This window comes from Micromonospora sp. NPDC003816 (assembly GCF_042874705.1).
Classification (GTDB): domain Bacteria; phylum Actinomycetota; class Actinomycetes; order Mycobacteriales; family Micromonosporaceae; genus Micromonospora.
Genome location: NZ_JBIANP010000005.1, coordinates 242,761 through 262,505, shown reverse-complemented (window position 1 = coordinate 262,505; position 19,745 = coordinate 242,761). Strand labels below are relative to the sequence as shown.

The 19,745-nt window shown below is 73.5% G+C and carries 18 protein-coding genes and 1 pseudogene; 12 read left to right on the top strand and 7 right to left on the bottom strand.

Annotation, left to right across the window (positions count from 1 at the left end; all coding sequences use genetic code 11):
* Positions 1-50: 50 nt before the first annotated feature.
* Positions 51-989 carry a terpene synthase gene (locus tag ACFYTT_RS19135; RefSeq protein WP_131052753.1) on the bottom strand — a complete coding sequence of 313 codons (939 nt, stop codon included), beginning with the start codon at positions 987-989 and terminating at the stop codon, positions 51-53.
* A 124-nt stretch (positions 990-1,113) separates the two neighbouring features.
* The gene (locus ACFYTT_RS19130) at positions 1,114-1,743 is read right to left on the bottom strand and encodes a TIGR03085 family metal-binding protein (RefSeq protein WP_176094865.1); all 630 of its coding nucleotides are present in this window, start codon (positions 1,741-1,743) and stop codon (positions 1,114-1,116) included.
* A 147-nt stretch (positions 1,744-1,890) separates the two neighbouring features.
* Here ACFYTT_RS19130 and ACFYTT_RS19125 point away from each other — a divergent pair, with 147 nt between their 5' ends.
* The 3 genes from ACFYTT_RS19125 (at position 1,891) to ACFYTT_RS19115 (ending at position 6,473) form a co-directional block, all read left to right on the top strand.
* Complete coding sequence (locus ACFYTT_RS19125; RefSeq protein WP_387260784.1) at positions 1,891-3,759, top strand: ABC transporter ATP-binding protein; 1,869 nt, start codon at positions 1,891-1,893, stop codon at positions 3,757-3,759.
* Positions 3,760-3,814: 55 nt separating this feature from the next.
* Complete coding sequence (locus tag ACFYTT_RS19120) at positions 3,815-5,599, top strand: ABC transporter ATP-binding protein (RefSeq protein WP_236145690.1); 1,785 nt, start codon at positions 3,815-3,817, stop codon at positions 5,597-5,599.
* A gap of 139 nt (positions 5,600-5,738) precedes the next feature.
* Positions 5,739-6,473, top strand: a complete 735-nt coding sequence (locus ACFYTT_RS19115; protein ID WP_176094862.1) for a DUF2470 domain-containing protein — start codon at positions 5,739-5,741, stop codon at positions 6,471-6,473.
* Positions 6,474-6,480: 7 nt separating this feature from the next.
* Here ACFYTT_RS19115 and ACFYTT_RS19110 read toward each other — a convergent pair whose 3' ends face one another.
* The 3 genes from ACFYTT_RS19110 to ACFYTT_RS19100 are packed head-to-tail and all read right to left on the bottom strand — an operon-like array spanning position 6,481 to position 8,603.
* Positions 6,481-7,077, bottom strand: a complete 597-nt coding sequence (locus ACFYTT_RS19110; protein WP_131057713.1) for a TetR family transcriptional regulator — start codon at positions 7,075-7,077, stop codon at positions 6,481-6,483.
* A 27-nt stretch (positions 7,078-7,104) separates the two neighbouring features.
* Positions 7,105-7,860 carry an ABC transporter permease gene (locus ACFYTT_RS19105; RefSeq protein WP_131057712.1) on the bottom strand — a complete coding sequence of 252 codons (756 nt, stop codon included), beginning with the start codon at positions 7,858-7,860 and terminating at the stop codon, positions 7,105-7,107.
* Positions 7,860-8,603, bottom strand: a complete 744-nt coding sequence (locus ACFYTT_RS19100) for an ABC transporter ATP-binding protein (RefSeq protein WP_387260778.1) — start codon at positions 8,601-8,603, stop codon at positions 7,860-7,862. The genes ACFYTT_RS19105 and ACFYTT_RS19100 overlap by 1 nt, the downstream gene beginning before the upstream one ends.
* Positions 8,604-8,768: 165 nt before the next feature.
* Between ACFYTT_RS19100 and ACFYTT_RS19095 the strand changes: the two are divergent.
* The 4 genes and pseudogenes from ACFYTT_RS19095 to ACFYTT_RS19080 form a co-directional block, all read left to right on the top strand.
* A pseudogene (locus tag ACFYTT_RS19095) lies at positions 8,769-9,455 on the top strand (phosphoribosyl-AMP cyclohydrolase); the annotation flags it as partial.
* A gap of 180 nt (positions 9,456-9,635) precedes the next feature.
* Positions 9,636-10,067, top strand: a complete 432-nt coding sequence (hisI, locus tag ACFYTT_RS19090) for a phosphoribosyl-AMP cyclohydrolase (protein WP_387261009.1) — start codon at positions 9,636-9,638, stop codon at positions 10,065-10,067.
* A gap of 40 nt (positions 10,068-10,107) precedes the next feature.
* Positions 10,108-11,661 (top strand): anthranilate synthase component I, encoded by a 1,554-nt coding sequence (locus ACFYTT_RS19085; RefSeq protein WP_131057375.1) that lies wholly within the window; start codon positions 10,108-10,110, stop codon positions 11,659-11,661.
* Between the two features lie 55 nt (positions 11,662-11,716).
* Positions 11,717-12,277: a Trp biosynthesis-associated membrane protein gene (locus ACFYTT_RS19080; protein WP_131057377.1), complete on the top strand. Its 561-nt coding sequence runs from the start codon at positions 11,717-11,719 to the stop codon at positions 12,275-12,277.
* A 13-nt stretch (positions 12,278-12,290) separates the two neighbouring features.
* Here ACFYTT_RS19080 and ACFYTT_RS19075 read toward each other — a convergent pair whose 3' ends face one another.
* A complete protein-coding gene (locus ACFYTT_RS19075) occupies positions 12,291-12,542 on the bottom strand; it encodes a hypothetical protein (protein WP_176094859.1) in 252 nt (83 codons plus the stop codon).
* A 442-nt stretch (positions 12,543-12,984) separates the two neighbouring features.
* On the opposite strand from ACFYTT_RS19075, the gene trpC reads away from it, so the two are divergent.
* The 5 genes from trpC to ACFYTT_RS19050 all read left to right on the top strand — a co-directional run bounded on the left by trpC (position 12,985) and on the right by ACFYTT_RS19050 (position 18,679).
* Positions 12,985-13,788, top strand: coding sequence for an indole-3-glycerol phosphate synthase TrpC (trpC, locus tag ACFYTT_RS19070; RefSeq protein WP_176095944.1), 804 nt, complete (start codon positions 12,985-12,987; stop codon positions 13,786-13,788).
* Positions 13,789-13,958: 170 nt separating this feature from the next.
* Positions 13,959-15,194, top strand: coding sequence for a tryptophan synthase subunit beta (trpB, locus tag ACFYTT_RS19065; RefSeq protein WP_176094858.1), 1,236 nt, complete (start codon positions 13,959-13,961; stop codon positions 15,192-15,194).
* A gap of 150 nt (positions 15,195-15,344) precedes the next feature.
* Positions 15,345-16,148, top strand: coding sequence for a tryptophan synthase subunit alpha (trpA, locus tag ACFYTT_RS19060; RefSeq protein WP_387260773.1), 804 nt, complete (start codon positions 15,345-15,347; stop codon positions 16,146-16,148).
* A gap of 163 nt (positions 16,149-16,311) precedes the next feature.
* A complete protein-coding gene (gene lgt / locus ACFYTT_RS19055) occupies positions 16,312-17,487 on the top strand; it encodes a prolipoprotein diacylglyceryl transferase (RefSeq protein WP_387260770.1) in 1,176 nt (391 codons plus the stop codon).
* Between the two features lie 4 nt (positions 17,488-17,491).
* Positions 17,492-18,679: an FAD-dependent oxidoreductase gene (locus tag ACFYTT_RS19050; protein ID WP_387260768.1), complete on the top strand. Its 1,188-nt coding sequence runs from the start codon at positions 17,492-17,494 to the stop codon at positions 18,677-18,679.
* A 213-nt stretch (positions 18,680-18,892) separates the two neighbouring features.
* Here ACFYTT_RS19050 and ACFYTT_RS19045 read toward each other — a convergent pair whose 3' ends face one another.
* Positions 18,893-19,738, bottom strand: coding sequence for a GNAT family N-acetyltransferase (locus ACFYTT_RS19045; protein ID WP_387260766.1), 846 nt, complete (start codon positions 19,736-19,738; stop codon positions 18,893-18,895).
* Positions 19,739-19,745 lie beyond the last annotated feature (7 nt).

The window sequence follows — 19,745 nt, the reverse complement described above, 5'->3', positions numbered from 1 at the left end:
TAGCCCTGACGATCATCGCCGCCCCCGCACCGGGCGCGGGCGGCGTCGTGCTACGCGTACCGCTCGGCGGCCCGGGACCAGTCGTAGGTGGCCCGGATCCAGTTGCGGCGTGCCGCGAGTGCCGGTCGGACCGCGTCGCCGTGGCTGGTCAGCAACCCGTTCTCGGCGGTCAGGTACGCGCTCAGCCCGGCGTTGAAACGCTCCGCGGCGGCCCGTAGTGCCGCCGACTCGTCGCCGGTCTCCCCGGTCAGCACCGTGACCAGGTTGTGCGCGTCCGGGCCGTCCCGGTTCTCCTTGCCGTAGGAGAAGACGTCGTTGCACCAGCAGACCAGGTCGGCGGCGAGCAGGTCCAACTCGGCCCAGTCGGGATCGGCCCGCTGGTCGGCCGGCGGGAAACCGTCCAGGGCCAGATCGGTCAGCGTGATGCTGGGATAGACGCCACCGGTGTGCCGGCGCATCTGGACGTACTCGTCGACCGGCGGCACCCGGCCGTGTTCGCGGTTGGCCGCCTCCCACAACAGGGCGAGCAGGTAGCCCCGCATGGCCGCGGTGAAGTGCAGCAGCACCGCCGGGCGCCGGTGGGCCCGGACGCGCCGACACAGGTCGGCCAGCGCGAGCCCGAGGGGGCCGGCCGTGCCGGACGTCGCCTCCGTCGACGTGCCCTGGCGGTCCAGGACGTCGAGCAGCGCGGCCACGGTCGGTGCGAGTCGGGTCGGGTCGCTGCCCAGGCCGTCCTCGTCGCAGGCGTCGTCCATCACGAACAGCCAGGAGATCAGGTCCGCCAGCAGCCGCAGGCCGTCCAGCGACGCCTCCGGGCAGGCTCGTCCGGCCAGCCCGGCCGCGTCCGCCCGGCGTAGTCGTTGCCCGTTACTGATCAGGCCCAGGTGGTGCGCCCAGTCGGTGCTCTCTTGGGCGACCTGCTCGGTGTGGTGATGCCGGGCGCCGGAGAACGGGGGCTCCCGCAGGGCCGAGACCGCAAAGCTTCGCATTGGGCTCCCTGTCGCGCCGCTTCCCCACGAGGCGGCGCGGCCAGCGTACGGGAGCAGTGCGAAGGGCCGAACGATCGGACAAATAACGTTTCGGATATCGCCGTGACCGGTTCCGCACAGACGGTTAGAAGCCCAGGTTGGCGCTGCGGAGCCGGTGCGCCGACTCGGCACCGCCCTCGACCTCCACCCGCGCCGCCTGCTGCCGGCCGCTCAGGAACAGCACCAGTTCGCCCGGCGCGCCGATCAGCCCCAGTTCCTCGCCGCCCTGACCGGCGGTCACCTCACCGTGCCCGGGTGCCCGCACGGCCACCCGGGCCGGGAACCGGCGCAGGGCCATCCGGGCCAGGGTGGAGGCGCGCCGCCACAACGACTGCTCCAGTCCGGTCGGCAACGCGCGGGGCTGCCACTCGGGCTGGGCCCGGCGGACGTCCTCGTGGTGGATGAAGAACTCCATCGTGTTGGCCAGCTCGTCGGTGAGCGGGTTGCTCACCGGGCTCCACACCGGTGGCCGGCGTACCTGGTCCAGCAGGTCGGCCCAGTCGAGTGCGGCGATCTCGCGCCGGACGCGCTCGGAGTAGTCGCGCAGCGGCCCGATCAGGATGCCGGCGGCGGCGTCCGGCCGCCGTTCCCGCACCACCAGGTGCGCGGCCAGGTCACGGGTGGTCCAGCCCTCGTTGAGCGTCGGGGCGTCCGGACCCAGGGTCGACATCAGGTCGGTGAGCGCCTCGCGCTCCGACCGGGCGTAGCGCGGCATGTGGTGATCGTAGGCCGAGCGCGGCCGGTCCGCCCGGTTCGTGCCGGCTCGCGAGGTGACGTCAGACATATCGCAGCGGGTCGGCGGGATCGGCGTGCTGCGGTAAGGATGAGTGAGGATTGTGGCGGCTTACGGCGGGGGAGATACGTGGCGAGCGGGACTAGTCGGGAGGTGCTCGGTCGCGGGCTGGCCGTCCTGGGGCGGGCCATCCGGGAACAGCCGAGGATCTTCGCGGTGGCGGTCAGCGGCAGTGTGCTGTTCGGCGTGATGGTGGTGGGCAGCGCGTTCGTGATCGGCGCGGTGGTGGGCGACGTGGTGGTGCCGGCCATCGAGCGCGGTGCGGTCGGCGTCGGCGGGCTGGCCCTGGCCGCCGCCGCGCTGCTCGGGATCAGCGTGCTGCGGGTGGTCGGCATCTTCGGCCGGCGGCTCGGCGCGGGATACATGCAGTACCGCCTCCAGGCCGACTACCGCCGCCGGGTCACCCGCCGATATCTGGAACTGCCGCTGGCCTGGCACCACCGCAACGCCACCGGCACCCTGCTGTCCAACGCGAACTCCGACGTCGAGGCCGCCTGGCACCCGATCGCGCCGCTGCCGTTCGCGGTCGGCACGCTGGTGATGCTGGTCGGCGCCGTGGCGTCGCTGTTCTTCACCGACTGGGCGCTGGCCCTGGTCGGGCTGGCCGTGTTCCCGGCGCTGTTCGCGCTCAACGTGGCCTACTCCCGCCGGATGGCACCGCGTCAGGCCCGTGCGCAGCGGCTGCGTGCCGAGGTCAGCGAGATCGCGCACGAGAGCTTCGACGGCGCGCTGGTGGTCAAGACGATGGGTCGGGAGGCCCAGGAGACCGACCGGTTCGCGGCCCGCGCCGGCCAACTCCGCGACGCGCTGATCTCGGTCGGTCGGCTGCGCGGCGTCTTCGACCCGATGCTGGAGACGTTGCCCAGCCTCGGCACGCTCGCCGTGCTGGTGGTCGGCGCGTACCGGTTGCAGCAGGGTGCCATCTCGGTCGCGGAGCTGGTCAGCGTCGCCTTCCTCTTCACCGTGCTGGCCTTCCCGGTGCGGGCCATCGGCTGGGTGCTCGCCGAACTGCCGCGCAGCGTGGCCGGGTGGGACCGGGTCCGCCGGGTGCTCGACGCCACCGGCGAGATGCCGTACGGCGACACCCGGCTGGACCCGCACGCGGAGGCGCCCGCCACGCTCTCCTTCGCCGACGTCACCTTCGCCTACGAACCCGCCGAGGCGCACCTGCCCGGCACCGAGGTGCTCGGCGAGGTCACCTTCACCGTGCCGGCCGGCAAGACCGTGGCCCTGGTCGGGCCGACCGGCTCCGGCAAGTCCACGGTGGCGTCGCTGGCGGTGCGGTTGGTCGACCCCCGCGCCGGGTCCGTACGCCTCGACGACGTGGACGTACGCGAGCTGGCCGCCGATTCGCTGGCCGGCACCGTGGCACTGGTGGCGCAGGTGCCGTTCGTCTTCGACGACACCGTCCGGGCCAACGTCTCGCTGGACCGGGCGGGCGTCGACGACGAGGACGTCTGGGCCGCGTTGCGGCTGGCCGAGGCCGACGGGTTCGTCGCCGCGCTGCCCGACGGGCTCGACACCAGGGTCGGCGAGCGGGGCACCTCGCTCTCCGGCGGGCAGCGGCAGCGGCTCACCCTGGCCCGTGCCCTGGCCGGGCGTCCCCGCCTGCTGGTGCTCGACGACGCCACCAGCGCGGTCGACCCGCGTGTGGAGGCCGCCATCCTGGCCGGGCTGCGCTCCTCCGCGGCGGGCGGTCCCGGCGCGTCGATCCTGGTGGTGGCGTACCGCCGGGCCACCATCGCCCTCGCCGACGAGGTCATCTATCTGGAGCAGGGCCGGGTCGTCGCGCGGGGCACCCACGCCACGCTGCTGGCCACCGTGCCCGGCTACGCCAACCTGGTCACCGCGTACGAGCAGGCCGAGGTCGACCACGAACGGCAACCGACGTACGACGAGGTCACCCCGATGACCTCCGGCCTGGAGGTGGACCGGTGAGCGCGAGGAACGCAGCGCAGCGGAGTCCCGCAGTCGTGAACGAAGGATGGCACCGGTGAGCGCGAGTGTGACGACGGAGGTGCCGGAGCCGGCGGAGTCGACCTGGCGGACGCTGCGCCGGGGGTTGGCGCTGTCGCCGGAGTTGCGGGTCGGTCTGGCCGGGACCCTCGGTCTGGCGCTGGTCTACATGGTCGGCCGGGTGGCCGTGCCGGTGGCGGTGCAGCAGGGCATCGACCGGGGCATCGCCGACGGACTCGACCTGAACGCGTTGTTCGTCGTCGTGGCGGTCACGGCCGCCGTGCTGGTGGTGACCACCGCCTGCGGTTACCTGATGATGCGGCGGCTGTTCACGGTCAGTGAGACGGCGTTGGCCGGGGTCCGGGTGCGGGCGTTCCGGCACGTGCACGACCTGTCGATGCTGCACCAGCAGTCCGAGCGGCGGGGATCGCTGGTCTCCCGGGTCACCAGCGACGTCGACCAGATCACCCAGTTCCTCCAGTGGGGCGGCGTGATCCTGCTGGTGAACCTGGGTCAGTTGGCGGTGACGACGGTGGTGATGCTGGCGTACTCGTGGCAACTGACCCTGGTGGTCTACGCGGCGTTCGTGCCGGCGGTGCTGGTGATCCGGCTGCTCCAGCGTCGGCTCGCCGCCGCGTACGGGGTGGTGCGGCAGCGGACCGGCACGTTGCTGGCGGCGGTCGGTGAGAGCGTGGTCGGCGCGCCGGTGATCCGGGCGTACGGCATCGCCGGTCGGACGGCGCGGCGGCTGGACGAGGCGATCGACAGCCAGCAGCAGGCGCAGCGCAAGGCGATCCGGATCAGCATCCTCGGCAGTTCGGTGGGGGAGCTGGCGGCCGGGGTGGCGCTGGCCGGGGTGGTGGTGCTCGGCGTGGTCCTCGGCGCCGACCAGACGTTGAGCATCGGTGCGATCACCGCGTTCCTGTTCCTGGTGACGCTCTTCATCCAGCCGGTGCAGATCGCCACGGAGGTGCTCAACGAGGCGCAGAACGCGATCGCCGGGTGGCGGCGGGTGCTGGACGTGCTGGACGTCTCGCCGGACGTGGCCGACCCGGGCCCGCAGGGGCGGGAGCTGCCCGCCGGGCCGCTGGACATCCGCTTCGCGCAGGTGCGGTACGCCTATCCGGACGGGCCGACGGTGTTGCACGACGTGAGCGTGGAGATCCCGGCGAAGAGCCGGGTCGCGGTGGTGGGCGAGACGGGCAGTGGCAAGACCACCTTCGCCAAGCTGCTCACCCGGTTGATGGACCCGACGGCGGGCGCGGTGCTGCTGTCCGGGGTGGCGTTGACCGACGTGCGTTTCGACTCGTTGCGGTCCCGGGTGGTGATGGTGCCGCAGGACGGCTTCCTGTTCGACGCGTCGGTGGCGGACAACGTGCGGTTCGGCCGTCCCGCGTTGACCGACGAGCAGCTCACCACGGCCTTCAGTGATCTGGGGCTGGCCGACTGGCTGGACGGGTTGCCGGCCGGGCTGGCGACCCGGGTGGGGGAGCGCGGTGAGGCGTTGAGCGTGGGGGAGCGGCAGCTGGTGGCGCTGGCCCGGGCGTACGTGGCCGATCCGGATCTGCTGGTGCTGGACGAGGCGACCAGCGCGGTCGACCCGGCCACCGAGGTGCGCCTGCAACGGACCCTGGACGCGGTGACCCGGGGGCGGACCACGTTGGCGATCGCGCACCGGCTCTCCACCGCGCAGGGCGCCGACGAGGTGATCGTGGTGGACCGGGGGCGGATCGTGCAGCGCGGGCCGCACGAGGAGCTGATCCGGGACCCGGACTCGGTCTACGGCCTGCTCTACGCCTCGTGGCTGGAGCAGACGCGGTAGTCGCCGGTGGGGGCGGCGCGACGACGGTCGATCGGTCGGGCGGACGCGGTGACGGCGGTGGGCGGATCCGGTGGACGTGGCCCGGACGATGCCCTAGTCTTCGGGTTAGGTAAGCCTAACCTTAGAAGGAGGTCGTGCCATGCGGCCGAGCCCTGCCGAGATCGTCCGTACCCTCGTCGCGGGCCGGTTGGCCGGTCTCGTCCACGTGGCCTGCCGGCCCGGTCTGCACCACGTCCGTCACGTCACCGACCGCGACGGCCGGGTGCTGCTGCTGGTGCCGGTGGTCAGCGACCTCACCGCCGCCGTGCGGACCACCGGTCCGGACCGCCCGCTGGCCGTGGCGCTGGACGTGCTGGACCTGCCGCCCGCCGCGGGCGCGCCGTCGCTGGGCCGCGCGCTGGTCTCCGGCTGGGTGCGCCAGTTGACCGGCGCCGAGGAACGTGCCGCCGCGCTGGACTTCGCCGAGGTGGACGCCACCGGGGACCTGCTCGACGTCGGCACCCGGTTCCGGTTGTGCCGGTTCGAGGTGGAGCAGGCCCAGTGGGACCGCGCCGGCACGCGTCGCCGGATCGACCCGATGGCGTACGCGGAGGCGGAGCCGGACCCGCTGCACCCGGTCGAGGCGGTGCTGCTGGCCGACCTCGCCGACCGGTACGCCGACCGGCTGACCGCCTACCTGTGCCGCCGGCTGGGGCTGGCCGGTGTCGACGGGGCGCCCCGGGTGGAGCGGATCGACAGGTACGGCATGCTGGTCTCGTTCGGGTACACCGGCGCCCGGCACCGGACCCGGCTCGCCTTCACGCGCCCGGTGGCCGGGCACGACGAACTGCCCCGGCTGTTCGACGAGATGCTGCACCCGGCGGCCGGCGGCTGAGCCGGGCTCAGCCGACGAGTTCGCCGGTGAGGTAACGCTGCACGGTCGGCCCGACGGTGGCGACCAGGGTCTCCGGCTCGGCGGAGGCGACCGGCTCCAGCCGGACCACGTGCCGCATGAGCGCGAGCCCGATCAACTGGCTCGCCACCAGCCCGCCGCGCAACGGCCGGTGGGCCGGGTCGACGTCGAGGTGGTCGAGGATCCGGCGCAGCACCTGGGTGGTCAGGAACTCCCGGACCAGCCGGGCGGTCCACTCGTTGCCGACCGCGGAGCGCAGCAGGGCCACCCCGGCGGCGCCGGCCGGGGAGTCCCACATCGCGACGAACGTCCGGACCAGTCGTTCCCCGATCCCGTCGCGGTCGCCGTCGAGCACCGCCGGCAACAGTTCCCGAGGGTCGACCGGCGCCTGCACGGCGGCCAGGAACAGTTGCTCCTTGCTGCCGAAGTAGTGGTGCACCAGCGCCGGATCGACCTCGGCGGCGGCGGCGACGGCCCGGATGGTGGCGGCGTCGAAACCCCGTTCCGCGAAGGCGGTGCGGGCCGCCGCCAGGATGGCGTCCCGGGTTGCCGGGTTGCCGGGTCGCCGTCCGCTGCGCCGTGCCATCGCCCTCTCTTCCCGCTCGGTGGCCTGTCAGCCGCTACGCCGTCGCAGCGTGGCCGAGGCGAGCACCAGCGCCAACACCGCCGCACCGGCGACCACCGCCACGTCCCGCCACATCGTCGCGGTCGGCTCGGCGTTCGCGCCGACCTCCTGAAGGGCCTCGACGGCGTACGACAGGGGGAGCACGTCGCTGATCGCCTGCAACCAGCCGGCCATCTCGTCGCGAGGCACGAAGAGCCCGCAGAGCAGCAGTTGAGGGGCGACCACGACCGGCATGAACTGTACGGCCTGGAACTCGGTGCGGGCGAAGGCGCTGCACAGCAGCCCGAGCGCGACGGCGAGCACGGCGTTCAGCGCCGCGATCAGGATCACCAGCGCACTGCTGCCGGCGGTCTCGAGGCCGAAGACCCCGTACGCCACGGCCGAGGCGATGGTGGCCTGCACCGCGCCGGCCAGCCCGAACGCGATGCCGTACCCGAAGAGCAAATCGGTGCGGGCCAGCGGGGTGGTGAGCAGCCGTTCCAGCGTGCCACTGGTCCGTTCGCGCAGCATGGCGATGCTGGTCACCAGGAACATGATGATGAACGGGAAGAAGCCGAGCATCACCAGCGCGATCCGGTCGAACGTGGACGGCTGGCCGGGCGGCGTGGGCTGGTCGGCGTACATGTAGTAGACCAGGGTGAGAAGCGCGGTGGGCACGAGCACCAGCAGCGCCACCGTCCGTCGGTCGTGGCGCAGTTGCCGCAGGATGCGGCCGACCGTGGCGGCCAGGATGCGCGGGTTCATCACGCCTCCTCGGCGGTCGTGGTGCCGGTGCCGGCCTCGCCGGCCCGGATCAGCCGCAGGAACGCCTCGTCGAGGTCGTCGACCCCGGCGGCGGCCCGGATCGCGGCCGGGGTGTCGTCGGCGATCAGCCGTCCCGCGCGGATCAGCAGCAGCCGGTCGCATCGGGCCGCCTCGTCCATCACGTGACTGGAGACCAGCAGGGTGGTGCCGGCCGCCGCGAGTGCGTGGAACCTCGCCCAGAGCTCGGCCCGCAGGACCGGGTCCTGCCCGACGGTGGGTTCGTCGAGCACGATCAGCTCCGGCTCGCCGACCAGCGCGCAGGCCAGCGACGCACGGCTGCGTTGCCCGCCGGAGAGGGTGCCGACGATCTGTCCCGCCGCCGGCGCCAGCCCGACGTCGGCCACCGCCCGGTCCGCCTCGGCCCGGCCCCGGCCGTGCAGGGCGGCGAAGTAACGGGCGTTCTCCCGCACCGTCAGGTCCGCGTAGACGCTCGGCGCCTGGGTGAGGTAGCCGACCCGCTGGCGCAGCTCCGGCGCACCGGCCGGGTGGCCCAGCACGGTCACCGTGCCGGCGGTGACCACCTGCACCGCGACGACGGCGCGCATCAGTGTGGTCTTGCCGCTGCCGCTGGGGCCGAGCAGCCCGGTGACCGCGCCACGCGGCACCCCGGCGTCGATCCCGTGCAGTACCCGCCGTCCGCCCCGGTCCACGACCAGGCCCCGGACGGCGATCGCGTCCGCCATCGCCCACCTCCAAAAATTCATCGGCTGTTGAAATCAACGGTAGTTGAATTCTTTCGGACGGGCCAGGCCCCGATTTCGCCATAGCACGGTCTTTAGCCTCCGTATCGGACACCATGTCCGTTGTGGTGCATTGCGCCCGGATCGGACCTGCGGCACGATGGCGCAGTGGATCACGCTCCGTCACCGGACAGTGGGTTCTTCGACGACTGGGCCGCGCGGCTGCGGGCGACCGCCGACCGGCCCGTGGTCGGCATCCTGCTGCGCGGAAGCCACGCCCGTCGAGCCGCCACCCCGCACAGCGACGTCGACGTCGACGTCCTGGTCGGTGGAGCCCCGTACGCCGAGCGCCGGGCCTACCTCGCAGAGCACTCCGGGCGCCTGACCCACGTCTCGGTCGCCGCCCGCGACATCCGGTCCTGGGTGACGCGCCTGGGCGAGCCGGCCGACTGGGCGTTCGGGCTGCCGGTGACGGCCCCGGCGCGGCTGCTCTGGGCCGACCCGCACTGGCGGGACCGGATCAACCTGACCGTGCTCTGCCAGCCGGCCGACGAACCTCGGCTGGAGGACCTGATCGCCACGCTCGGCAAGGTGGCCGCCGCGCGCGACGCCGACGACCCGCTCGGCGTCCGGCTGGCCGCCGCCGACCTGGCCCGGCTCTGCCCCTCGGTGCTGCGGCTGGCGAACCCCTCGGTGCGGGTGGTGTCCCGTCGCTCGGCCTTCGCCGCCGCGCTCGACCTGCCGGTGGCGCCGCCCGGCTACCGGCAGGACATGCTGCGCTGCCTCGGCCTGCTGCCCGGATCGACCGGGCAACTCTGGGCGGCGGCGGTCCGGCTGGTCGCCGGCACCCTGCCGCTGATCCGCCCGTACGCCGCCGAGGTGGCCGAGGTGGCCGGCGCCGACTTCGCCGACGCCCTGCTCGACGGGCGCCTGGACCGGTACGTCACCCAGTTGCGCCAGCCCGTCGGTCCCGCGCCGTCCGCCAGCCGGGAGCCCTCTCAGGTTCCGGCGCCGCGTGCGGGACAATGGGTCACTGTGCCCGAACCTGACGCGCCGACGAGCGGCGCCCACCTCTCCCCGCCGGAGCCGCCGGGCGGCCCGGACCGGCCGTCGCGACTCGATCCGGAGATCGCCGCACAGCTACGCCGCACCCCCGACGGCCTGGTGGCCGCCGTGGTCCGCCAGCACGACAGCGGTGAGGTGCTGATGGTGGCCTGGATGGACGACGAGGCCCTGCACCGCACCCTGACCACCGGCCGGGCCACCTACTGGTCGCGCAGCCGCCGCGAGTACTGGGTCAAGGGCGCCACCTCCGGCCACCACCAGTACGTCCGGTCCGTGGCCCTGGACTGCGACGGTGACGCGGTGCTGGTCAGCGTCGACCAGGTCGGCGCGGCCTGCCACACCGGCCAGCGCACCTGCTTCTTCACCGAACTCCCGGTCGCCTCCGGCGAGGTGACCTCGTGAGCGGGCGGTACGCGCGATCCGGGCACACCGGAGCGTCGGCATGACCGACGGCACGGTCAGCCCCGATCTGGCCACCTTCACCGACCTGGCCGCCCGCTGGCGGGTGGTGCCGGTCACCCGGCGGCTGCTCGCCGACGCGGAGACGCCGGTCGGGGTCTACCGCAAGCTCGCCGGTGGGCCCGGCACGTTCCTGCTGGAGTCCGCCGAGCAGGGCGTCGGCTCGTCGGGACTGGCCTGGTCCCGATACTCCTTCGTCGGCGTCCGCAGCAGCGCCACCCTGGTCGAACAGGACGGCTCGGCGGCCTGGCTCGGTGAGCCGCCCGCCGGGCTGCCCACCACGGGCGACCCGGTCGAGGTGCTGCGGGCCACGGTGGCGGCGATGGCCGGCCCGCCCGGCGAGTCGGACGGGACGATGCCCCCGCTGACCGGGGGCATGGTCGGTTACCTCGGCTACGACCTGATCCGCCGCTTCGAACGGCTGCCCTCGCTCACCGAGGACGACCTGCGCGTACCCGAGCTGGGCATGATGCTCGCCACCGACCTGGTGGTGCTGGACCACTTCGACGGCTCGGCCATCCTGGTCGCCAACGCGGTCCTGCCCCCGCTCGACGACCCGGGCCGCGAGACGCAGGTGGCCGCCGCCTACCACCACGCGGTGGGCCGGCTGGACGCGATGACCACCGCACTGTCCCGACCGATCCCGCCGATGGTCTCCACGGTCCGCCGTCCCCGCGCCGGTGAGGTCCGCAGCCGTACCCCCGAGGGCGGCTACCCCAAGGCGGTCGAGGCGGCCAAGGAGGCGATCCGGGCCGGCGAGTGCTTCCAGATCGTGCTCGCCCAGCGGTTCGAACGCGACACCGACGCCGACCCGCTGGACGTCTACCGGGTGCTGCGCACCACCAACCCGAGCCCGTACATGTATCTGCTGCGCTTCGACGACTTCGACATCGTCGGCTCGTCGCCGGAGGCACACCTCAAGGTGACCGGCGAGGTCGACGGCGCGCGGCGCGCGTTGCTGCACCCGATCGCGGGCACCCGTCCGCGCGGGGCGACCCCGGAGGCCGACGCCCGGCTCGCCGCCGAGCTGCTCGCCGACCCGAAGGAACGCGCCGAGCACGTGATGCTCGTCGACCTGGGCCGCAACGACCTGGGCCGGGTCTGCCGACCGGGCACCGTCGAGGTGCCGGAGTTCGCCACCATCGAGCGGTACAGCCACGTCATGCACATCGTCTCCACCGTGATCGGGACGCTGCGCGCCGACCGCACCGCCTTCGACGCGCTGGCCGCGACGTTCCCGGCGGGCACCCTCTCCGGAGCGCCGAAGGTGCGGGCCATGGAGATCATCGAGGAGCTGGAGCCGGTACGCCGGGGCCTGTACGGCGGCACCGTCGGCTACTTCGGCTTCGGTGGCGACCTCGACATGGCCATCGCCATCCGCACCGCGCTCATGCGGGCCGGGCGGGCGTACGTGCAGGCCGGTGCCGGGGTGGTGGCCGACTCCGATCCGGCCGCCGAGGACCAGGAGACCCGGAACAAGGCCGCTGCGGTGCTCGCCGCCATCGCCGCCGCCGAGACACTGAGGCCCGCTCGGTGAGCGCGAGGAATGTAGCGCAGCGGAGTCCCGCAGTCGCGAGCGAAAGGCCCGCCCGATGAGTGGGCAGGTTCGGTCCGCGTCGGGCCGGCGCGGGTTGGCGTACGCCGTGCTGCTCTGCCTGGCCGGTGCGGGGTTGGCGCTCTGGGCCGTGACCCGCACCTGGGCGCTGGACACCGACGTGGTGGGCGTACCGACGCCGTTGCTGGAGGAGGGGCGGACCGGCACGCAACTGCTGCCCTGGCTGCCGGCGCTCGCCCTGGTGGGCCTGGCTGGCGGCGGCGCGGTGCTGGCCACCCGTGGCCGGCTGCGGCAGGTGCTCGGCGGGTTGCTGGCGCTGCTCGGTCTGATGATGGCCGCCGGCGGCGGGTACGGGCTGGTCGCCGAGATCGGCGACGAGGTGGCCCGGCAGTGGCCGGCGCTCACCCTGCTCGGCGGCGTGCTGGCGGCAGCCGGTGGGCTGCTGACGGCGTTGCGTGGGCGGGACTGGCCGGCGATGGGTGCCCGTTACGAGCGCCGGTCCCGGCAGTCGGCACCGGCGGCGGGACCGATCCACGGGGCCGGCACCGTCGAGGCGTGGGACGCGCTCGACCGGGGCGAGGACCCGACCGAGCGCTGAGCGGCCCGGCCGGTCAGCCGACCGGCTGCCGGTCCCGGGCGCGGCTGGCGGCGAGTTCGGCGACCAGCTGGTCCAGCGCGGCCCGCTGGTCGGCCCGGGCCCGGTCGGCGCAGATGGCCTCCCAGGCGTTGCCGCGCGCGGTCCGGATCCGGGTCGGCCCGACGACGGCGCGTTCCAGCGTGTGGACGACACCGACGGCGAGCGACGCGACGGTACGCGAGATGGTGGTGAGTCCGATGGTCTGCTGCGGCGCGGAGGAATTCATGATCACCCCGGGGAGAGATCGTCGTGGCGATGGGGCAGGCGCGTCATCGAGTGTGCCCGAGTCTGATGCTGCACGTTTCACGTTTCGCGGTGATGACTGCGACATCAACACTGCGGCAGGGGCCCTGAGCAGGCAAAGGGCCGTTCGGCCTTGAGCTTGCTCACAGCATCGACCGGCCTCGACGGGGGGTGACCGGTAAGGTCAAGACTGCCGTCGATATGGGTGAGCGTCGATAAGGGGGTGACGGAGAGTCACGCCCTGTTCGCGCAGGTCGGTCATTATGCCGCAGCCCATTTCGTGAGGCGCGCCATACCCCCACCGGTCGGTGCCAGGTGGTGGCACCTAGCATCGGCCCATGACACCCGGAGAGGGGAGTCCGTTGGTGACTGCTGAGCATCCGCACGCGGAAGGGAACGAGGCCGGCCCGGCAGCGTCCGTCAGCGTGCTCGACGAGATCCTGGCCGGCGTCCGCGAGGACGTGGCCCGGCGGCAGGAGCAGGTCCCGATGGAGCGGATCCGCGAACTCGCCGCTGCCGCCCCGCCACCGCTGGACGCGTACGCCGCGTTGCGCCAGCCCGGCGTCGCGGTGATCGCCGAGGTGAAGCGTTCCTCACCGTCCAAGGGCAAGATCGCCGACATCGCCGATCCGGCGGAGCTCGCCGGTGGCTACGCGGCCGGTGGCGCACGGGCGATCAGCGTGCTGACCGAGGGTCGCTGGTTCGGTGGTTCGCTGGAGGACCTCGCCGCGGTCCGGGCGGCGGTCAGCATCCCGGTGCTGCGCAAGGACTTCGTGGTCTCCAGCTATCAGGTGCACGAGGCCCGCGCGCACGGCGCCGACCTGGTGCTGCTGATCGTCGCCGCGCTGGAGCAGAACGTCCTGGTCGGCCTGCTGGAGCGGATCGAGTCGCTGGGCATGACCGCGCTGGTCGAGGTGCACGACGAGGAAGAGGCCGACCGGGCTCTGGAGGCCGGTGCGCAGGTGATCGGGGTCAACGCCCGCGATCTGCGTACGCTGCAGGTCGACCGGTCGGTGTTCGAGCGGATCGCACCCGGTCTGCCGAGCAACGTCGTCAAGATCGCCGAGTCGGGCGTACGTGGTCCGCACGACCTGATCCGGTACGCCTCGGCCGGGGCCGACGCGGTGCTGGTCGGCGAGGGCCTGGTCACCCAGAAGAGTCCGCGGGAGGCGGTGGCCGAACTGGTCAACGCCGGCAACCACCCCGCCACGCCCCGCCCGGCGCGCTGACGCCGTCGTGGCGAGGGGATCTGGCATGAGCGAGCCGGTCGAGCGAATCATCCACGCGGTGACTGGTGGCGGCGCGCAGCGGAGCGGAGTGCCGGCATGAGCGAGCCTGTCGAGCGAATCATCGGTGCGGTGGTGCCTCACGGGGGCACGCAGCGGAGCGGAGTGTCAGCGTGAGCGAGCAGGCGTCTTTCCCGGACTCGGCCGGACATTTCGGTCGGTTCGGTGGTCGGTTCGTGCCGGAGGCGCTGGTCGCCGCCCTGGACGAACTGGACGCGGCACACCGCGCGGCGATGGCCGACGAGTCGTTCCGAGCGGAGTTCGCCGGTCTGCTGCGCGACTACGCCGGCACCCCGTCGCTGCTCTACGAGGCCCGTCGGTTCTCCGCCCGGGTCGGTGCCCGGGTGCTGCTCAAGCGGGAAGACCTCAACCACACCGGCGCGCACAAGGTCCGCAACGTGCTCGGTCAGGCGCTGCTGACCCGGCGGATGGGCAAGAAGCGGGTGATCGCCGAGACCGGAGCCGGTCAGCACGGCGTCGCCACCGCCACCGCAGCCGCCCTGTTCGACCTCGACTGCGTGGTCTACATGGGCCAGGTCGACACCGAGCGGCAGGCGCTCAACGTGGCCCGGATGCGGATGCTCGGCGCCGAGGTGGTGCCGGTGACGAACGGCTCGCGCACGCTCAAGGACGCGATGAACGAGGCGATGCGGGACTGGGTCGCCAACGTCGACGACACGCACTACCTGATCGGGACCGCTGCCGGCCCGCACCCGTTCCCGGCCCTGGTGCGCGACTTCGTGCGGGGCATCGGCGACGAGGCACGGGCCCAGTGCCAGGAGCTCACCGGTGGACTCCCGGACGCGGTCACCGCCTGCGTCGGCGGCGGCTCCAACGCGCTGGGCATCTTCCACGCCTTCGTCGGCGACCCGCAGGTGCGGCTCTACGGCTTCGAGGCCGGCGGCGACGGGGTGACCACCGGGCGGCACGCGGCCAGCATCACCGGCGGTTCCACCGGCGTGCTGCACGGCACGCGGACCTTCGTGCTGCAGGACGAGGACGGCCAGACCGTCGAGTCGCACTCGATCTCGGCCGGTCTGGACTACCCGGGCGTCGGTCCGGAGCACGCCTGGCTGCACGACACCGGCCGGGCCAGCTACCTGCCGGTCACCGACGACGAGGCGATGGCGGCGTTCGAGCTGCTCTGCCGCACCGAGGGGATCATCCCGGCGATCGAGAGCGCGCACGCGCTCGCCGGCACCCTGGCCGTCGCGCCGAAGCTCAGCGCCGAGCTGGGTCGAGAGCCCACGATCGTGGTCAACCTCTCCGGCCGGGGCGACAAGGACGTGCACACCGCCGGCGAGTACTTCGGCATCCTCGGCTCGGAGCGAAGCGGAGCGGCGGCATGAGCGAGCGTCAGCGAGCGAATCGTCGGTGCAGCGCCCTGGTGTCTCATGGCGGCGTGGAGCGAAGCGGAGCGGCGGCATGAGCGAGCGTCAGCGAGCGAATCATCTCGTCCGGGTAGCTCGTGACGGCGTGGAGCGAAGCGGAGCGACGGCATGAGCCGGATCGGTGGGGCGTTCGAGAAGGCTCGGGCCGACGGCCGCGCGCTGCTGGTCGGCTGCATGCCGGCCGGGTTCCCGACGGTCGAGGGCAGCATCGCCGCGATGACGGCGATGGTCTCGGCGGGCGTCGACGTGATCGAGGTCGAGATCCCGTACTCCGATCCGGTGATGGACGGCCCGGTGATCCAGCGGGCCAGCGACATCGCCCTGGCCGGCGGCGTGCGGACCCGGGACACGTTGCGCATCGTGGAGGAGGTCGCGGCCACCGGCGTGCCGGTGGTGACGATGACCTACTGGAACCCGATCGAGCGGCACGGCGTGGACGCCTTCGCCCGGGACTACGCGGCGGCCGGCGGCACCGGGCTGGTCACTCCCGACCTGATCCCCGACGAGGCCCAGGAGTGGCTGGCCGCGTCGGACGCGCACGGGTTGGACCGGACGTTCCTGGTCGCCCCGTCGTCCACCGACGCCCGGCTGGCGATGACCGTCGCGCACTGCCGTGGTTTCGTCTACGCCACCGCGATCATGGGGGTCACCGGGGCCAGGGCGCAGACCTCGGAGGCGGCGCCGGTGCTGGTGTCGCGGGTCCGGGAGATCAGCGAGATCCCGGTCGGCGTCGGGCTCGGCGTGGGCACCGGGGAGCAGGCCGCCACGGTCGCCGGGTACGCCGACGCGGTGATCGTCGGCAGCGCGCTGATCCGCTGCCTGCTCGACGCCCCCGACCAGGAGGCCGGGCTGACCGCACTGCGGACGCTGAGCGCGGAACTGGCCGAGGGCGTCCGCAACCCGGCCCGCTGAGTCGACCGGTACGCGATCTGCCGGTGCCCCGGGTATGCGCGACGCGCCCGGGGCACACGTGCGACGTTCCTGAGGACAAAAGCCCCAGCGGGCCACGGATGCCGGGCACACGAGGCGGACCGGGGTGACGTTCCGGGGGTCCGCAGCGGTAGCGTGTGCACCCGTGAGTCTCGCCTCGCCGACGTCCCTGGCCGCCCTGCCCAGCCCGAGCACCGCCGTATGGCATCTCGGCCCGATCCCGCTGCGGGCGTACGCGCTGTGCATCATCGCCGGCATCGTGGTGGCCTGCTGGGTCACCGAGCGACGGTTGCGCCAGCGTGGCGTCGCCCCCGGCGCGGTGCTCGACATCGCCCTCTGGGCGGTGCCGGCCGGCATCATCGGCGCCCGGATCTACCACGTGATCACCTCCCCGGCGGCGTACTTCGGCACCGGCGGTGACCCGATCAAGGTCTTCTTCATCCACGAGGGCGGCCTGGGCATCTGGGGTGCGGTGGCCGGTGGCGCGGTCGGCGCCTACATCGCCGCCCGGCAGCTCGGCATCCCGTTCGCGGTGGTCGCCGACGCGCTGGCGCCGGGCCTGCCGCTGGCGCAGGCGATCGGCCGACTGGGCAACTGGTTCAACAACGAGCTCTACGGCGGCCGGACGGACCTGCCCTGGGGGCTGGAGATCCACCGGATGGACGGCGGTCAGGCGCTGCGCGACGAGGCGGGCCGGCCGATCCTGGAGGAGGGGCTCTATCACCCGACCTTCGCCTACGAGGCGCTCTGGAACGTGGGCGTCGCCGCACTGGTGTTCTTCCTCGACCGCAAGCTGCGCCTCGGCCGGGGTCGTGCGTTCGCCCTCTACGTGATGGGCTACACCGCAGGCCGGTTCTGGATCGAGATGATGCGGACCGACGACGCCACCAGCATCCTCGGCGTACGCCTCAACGTCTGGACGGCGGCGCTGGTCTTCGTCGGCGCGTTGATCTACTTCCTCCGGGTGCGCGGGCCCCGTGAGTACCTGATCCCGATCGGCCTGCCGACCGCCACCGCGGCACCGGCCGGTTCGGACGTCTCCCAGGTCGACCTCTCGGCGACGCGTGGCGGCAGCAGCGAGCCGGCGGTGCCGGAGGGCTACCGGGTGGTCAGCGAGGAACAGTTCGCGCACTGGCGACAGACCGGCGAGGCCCCCGGCGAGGTGACCGACCCCGCCGACCCCGACCCCGGCACCCCGACCGACCCTGATCCCGGCACCCCGACCGACGCCGCCGACCCCGGCACCCCGACCGACGAGGACGAGGACACCCCGCCCGTCGCCGAGGGCGCGGCGGCACGTCCCGCCGATCGCGACAGCTGAGCCCGTGCGCAGCGCGGTCGTGGTCGGCGCCGGGCTCGGCGGCCTGGCGGTCTCCGGTGCGCTCGCCCGCTCGGGATGGCAGGTCACCCTGCTGGAACGGGCCGACCGCATCCGGCCCGAGCCGACCGCCGTGGTGCTCTGGCCCAACGGCGTACGCGCGCTGCGCGCACTGGACCTCGGTGCCGGCCTGGACGCCATCGCCACCCCGCTGCCGGACGGCGGGGTGCGCCGACCGGACGGTCACTGGCTGGTGCAGCCCCGGCAGACCCCGGTCGAGCGCATGCCCGTCGTGGTGCACCGGGAGGACCTGCACGACACGCTGATCGCGGGCCTGGGCGAGCGCGTCGAGCTGCGTACCGGCGTGACGGTACGCACCGTACGCGCCACTCCGGGGGCCCGGCCGGCGGTCGGTGACGGCCGGCAGACGTTCGAGGCCGACCTGGTGGTCGCGGCTGACGGCGCCGACAGCGTGATCCGCCGTCAGCTCGCCCCGGAGGCGAGCGTGGTCAGCTCCGGCTGTGCCGCCTGGCGCGCGGTGATCCCGTGGTACCGCGCACCGGACCTGACCGGCGGTGCACCCGTCGGCGGGGAGATCCTCGGTGCCGGCTACCGCTTCGCCGCCGCCTCCCTCGGCGAGCGCGGCTCCTCCGGCGGGTCCAGCCGGGGCGGCATCTACTGGATGGCGACCGCCGCCGGCGCGCCGCGCCCAGAGCCGCCCGAGACCCAGTTGGCGCTGCTGCGACGCTGGTACGCGGGCTGGCCCGCACCGGTCGACGAACTGCTGGCCGCCACCGACCCGGCCGACCTGGTGCAGCAGGAGATCCGCGAGCTGCGTCCGCTGCCCAAGTCGTACGGCTTCCCGGTCGGGCCGGGCGGGGTGGTGCTGCTCGGCGACGCCGCCCACGCCATGCCGCCGCACCTCGGGCAGGGCACCTGCCTGGCCTTCGAGGACGCCGTCACGCTGGCCGCCCTGCTGCGCGAGTCCACGCTGCCGGACGCGGTGCTCGCGTACGACCGGACACGCCGCCCCCGCGCGGCGACGGTGGTCCGGCAGACCCGCCGCATGTCGGCGGTGCTCCAGAGCCGGGGCCGACTGGCGTTGCGCGCCCGCGACGCCGCCCTCGGCACCATCACCCCCCGCCTGCTCGGCAGCGCCGCCGCAGTGGCCGCCCAGTGGCGCCCCCCCGCCTGACCCCCCTGCCCCACCCCTACCCCCACCCCCAACCCCGCCCCACCCCACCCCGCCCCACACCCGCCCCGCCCCGTCGGTCCGCCGCGTTGATCAAGGAGTTTTGGCGCCAGTTGATCGCCGGAAGCGACCAAACCTCTTGATCAACCCGGCGATGGGTGCGGCGCGCGGGGCGGGAGGGCGGGTGGGAGGGCAGGGGAGGGGAGGGGTGGGGCTTTAGGGGGTGACTGTGGCGGGTTCGGCTATGCAGGCGGTGCCGATGCGGCGGAAGCCCACTCGCAGGTAGACCCGGGCGATCTCCTCGCTGCCGGCGGAGAGGAAGACCACGTCGGTGCCGTTGGCGAGCAGGGTGCGGGCCAGTGCGGCGGTGACCGCGGCGGCCAGGCCCCGGCGGCGGGCGGTGGGCAGGGTGGCCACTCCGGCGATCTCGGCCACGTCACCGACCCGCATGGCCATCCCGCTGGCCAGCGCGCCCTCGTCGGGGGTCACGGCGAGGGCGGAGAGGCGGCTGCCGTCGGCGATGCGGGCCCGTTCCTCGTCCAACGCGGCGACGTCGAGGCCGATCATGGCGGCGTCGCGTTCGGCCGGGCCGCCCCTGCCCCGACCGGTGCCGGGTGCCGCGAAGCCGACGGCCGCGACGGCCCGGCGGGCGGCTACGTCGGCGGCGAGGTCCGGCGCGGAGGCGGTCAGCAACCGTACCGGTACGTCGGTGTACGTCGCCGGGTCGCCGACGGCCTCCGGGTCGAGGACCATCAGTGGGGCCTCCAGCACGGCGAGTCCGGCCGAGCGGGCCACCGCGAGCAGGTCCGGGTTGATCTCGTGTACCCATTCCAGGGCCTCGGGCAGACCGAGTTCCCGCTGCCGGTGGCGGACCGCCGTCAGGTCGGCCAGTGAGGGCGGTTGGTCGGCGTCGGGGCGCGGACGGGCATAGAACGGCCATCCGGGGCCTTCACGGACGAACAGCACACACCCGCCGTGTTCTTCCGCGCGGGCCGCGTCGCGGGGGACCGCGTCGTAGAAACGTTCCAGCCGATCCAGCAGGCCGGCGTACGGTGTATCCACCGCGCGA

Excerpts from the sequence above, each read along its gene's own strand:
- ACFYTT_RS19080 (WP_131057377.1), top strand. The coding sequence starts at position 11,717 with ATGAGTGGGCAGGTTCGGTCCGCGTCGGGCCGGCGCGGGTTGGCGTAC.
- ACFYTT_RS19105 (WP_131057712.1), bottom strand. The coding sequence starts at position 7,860 with ATGAACCCGCGCATCCTGGCCGCCACGGTCGGCCGCATCCTGCGGCAA.
- trpA (WP_387260773.1), top strand. The coding sequence starts at position 15,345 with ATGAGCCGGATCGGTGGGGCGTTCGAGAAGGCTCGGGCCGACGGCCGC.
- ACFYTT_RS19085 (WP_131057375.1), top strand. The coding sequence starts at position 10,108 with ATGACCGACGGCACGGTCAGCCCCGATCTGGCCACCTTCACCGACCTG.
- ACFYTT_RS19110 (WP_131057713.1), bottom strand. The coding sequence starts at position 7,077 with ATGGCACGGCGCAGCGGACGGCGACCCGGCAACCCGGCAACCCGGGAC.
- ACFYTT_RS19135 (WP_131052753.1), bottom strand. The coding sequence starts at position 989 with ATGCGAAGCTTTGCGGTCTCGGCCCTGCGGGAGCCCCCGTTCTCCGGC.
- ACFYTT_RS19130 (WP_176094865.1), bottom strand. The coding sequence starts at position 1,743 with ATGCCGCGCTACGCCCGGTCGGAGCGCGAGGCGCTCACCGACCTGATG.
- ACFYTT_RS19075 (WP_176094859.1), bottom strand. The coding sequence starts at position 12,542 with ATGAATTCCTCCGCGCCGCAGCAGACCATCGGACTCACCACCATCTCG.
- ACFYTT_RS19100 (WP_387260778.1), bottom strand. The coding sequence starts at position 8,603 with ATGGCGGACGCGATCGCCGTCCGGGGCCTGGTCGTGGACCGGGGCGGA.
- ACFYTT_RS19115 (WP_176094862.1), top strand. The coding sequence starts at position 5,739 with ATGCGGCCGAGCCCTGCCGAGATCGTCCGTACCCTCGTCGCGGGCCGG.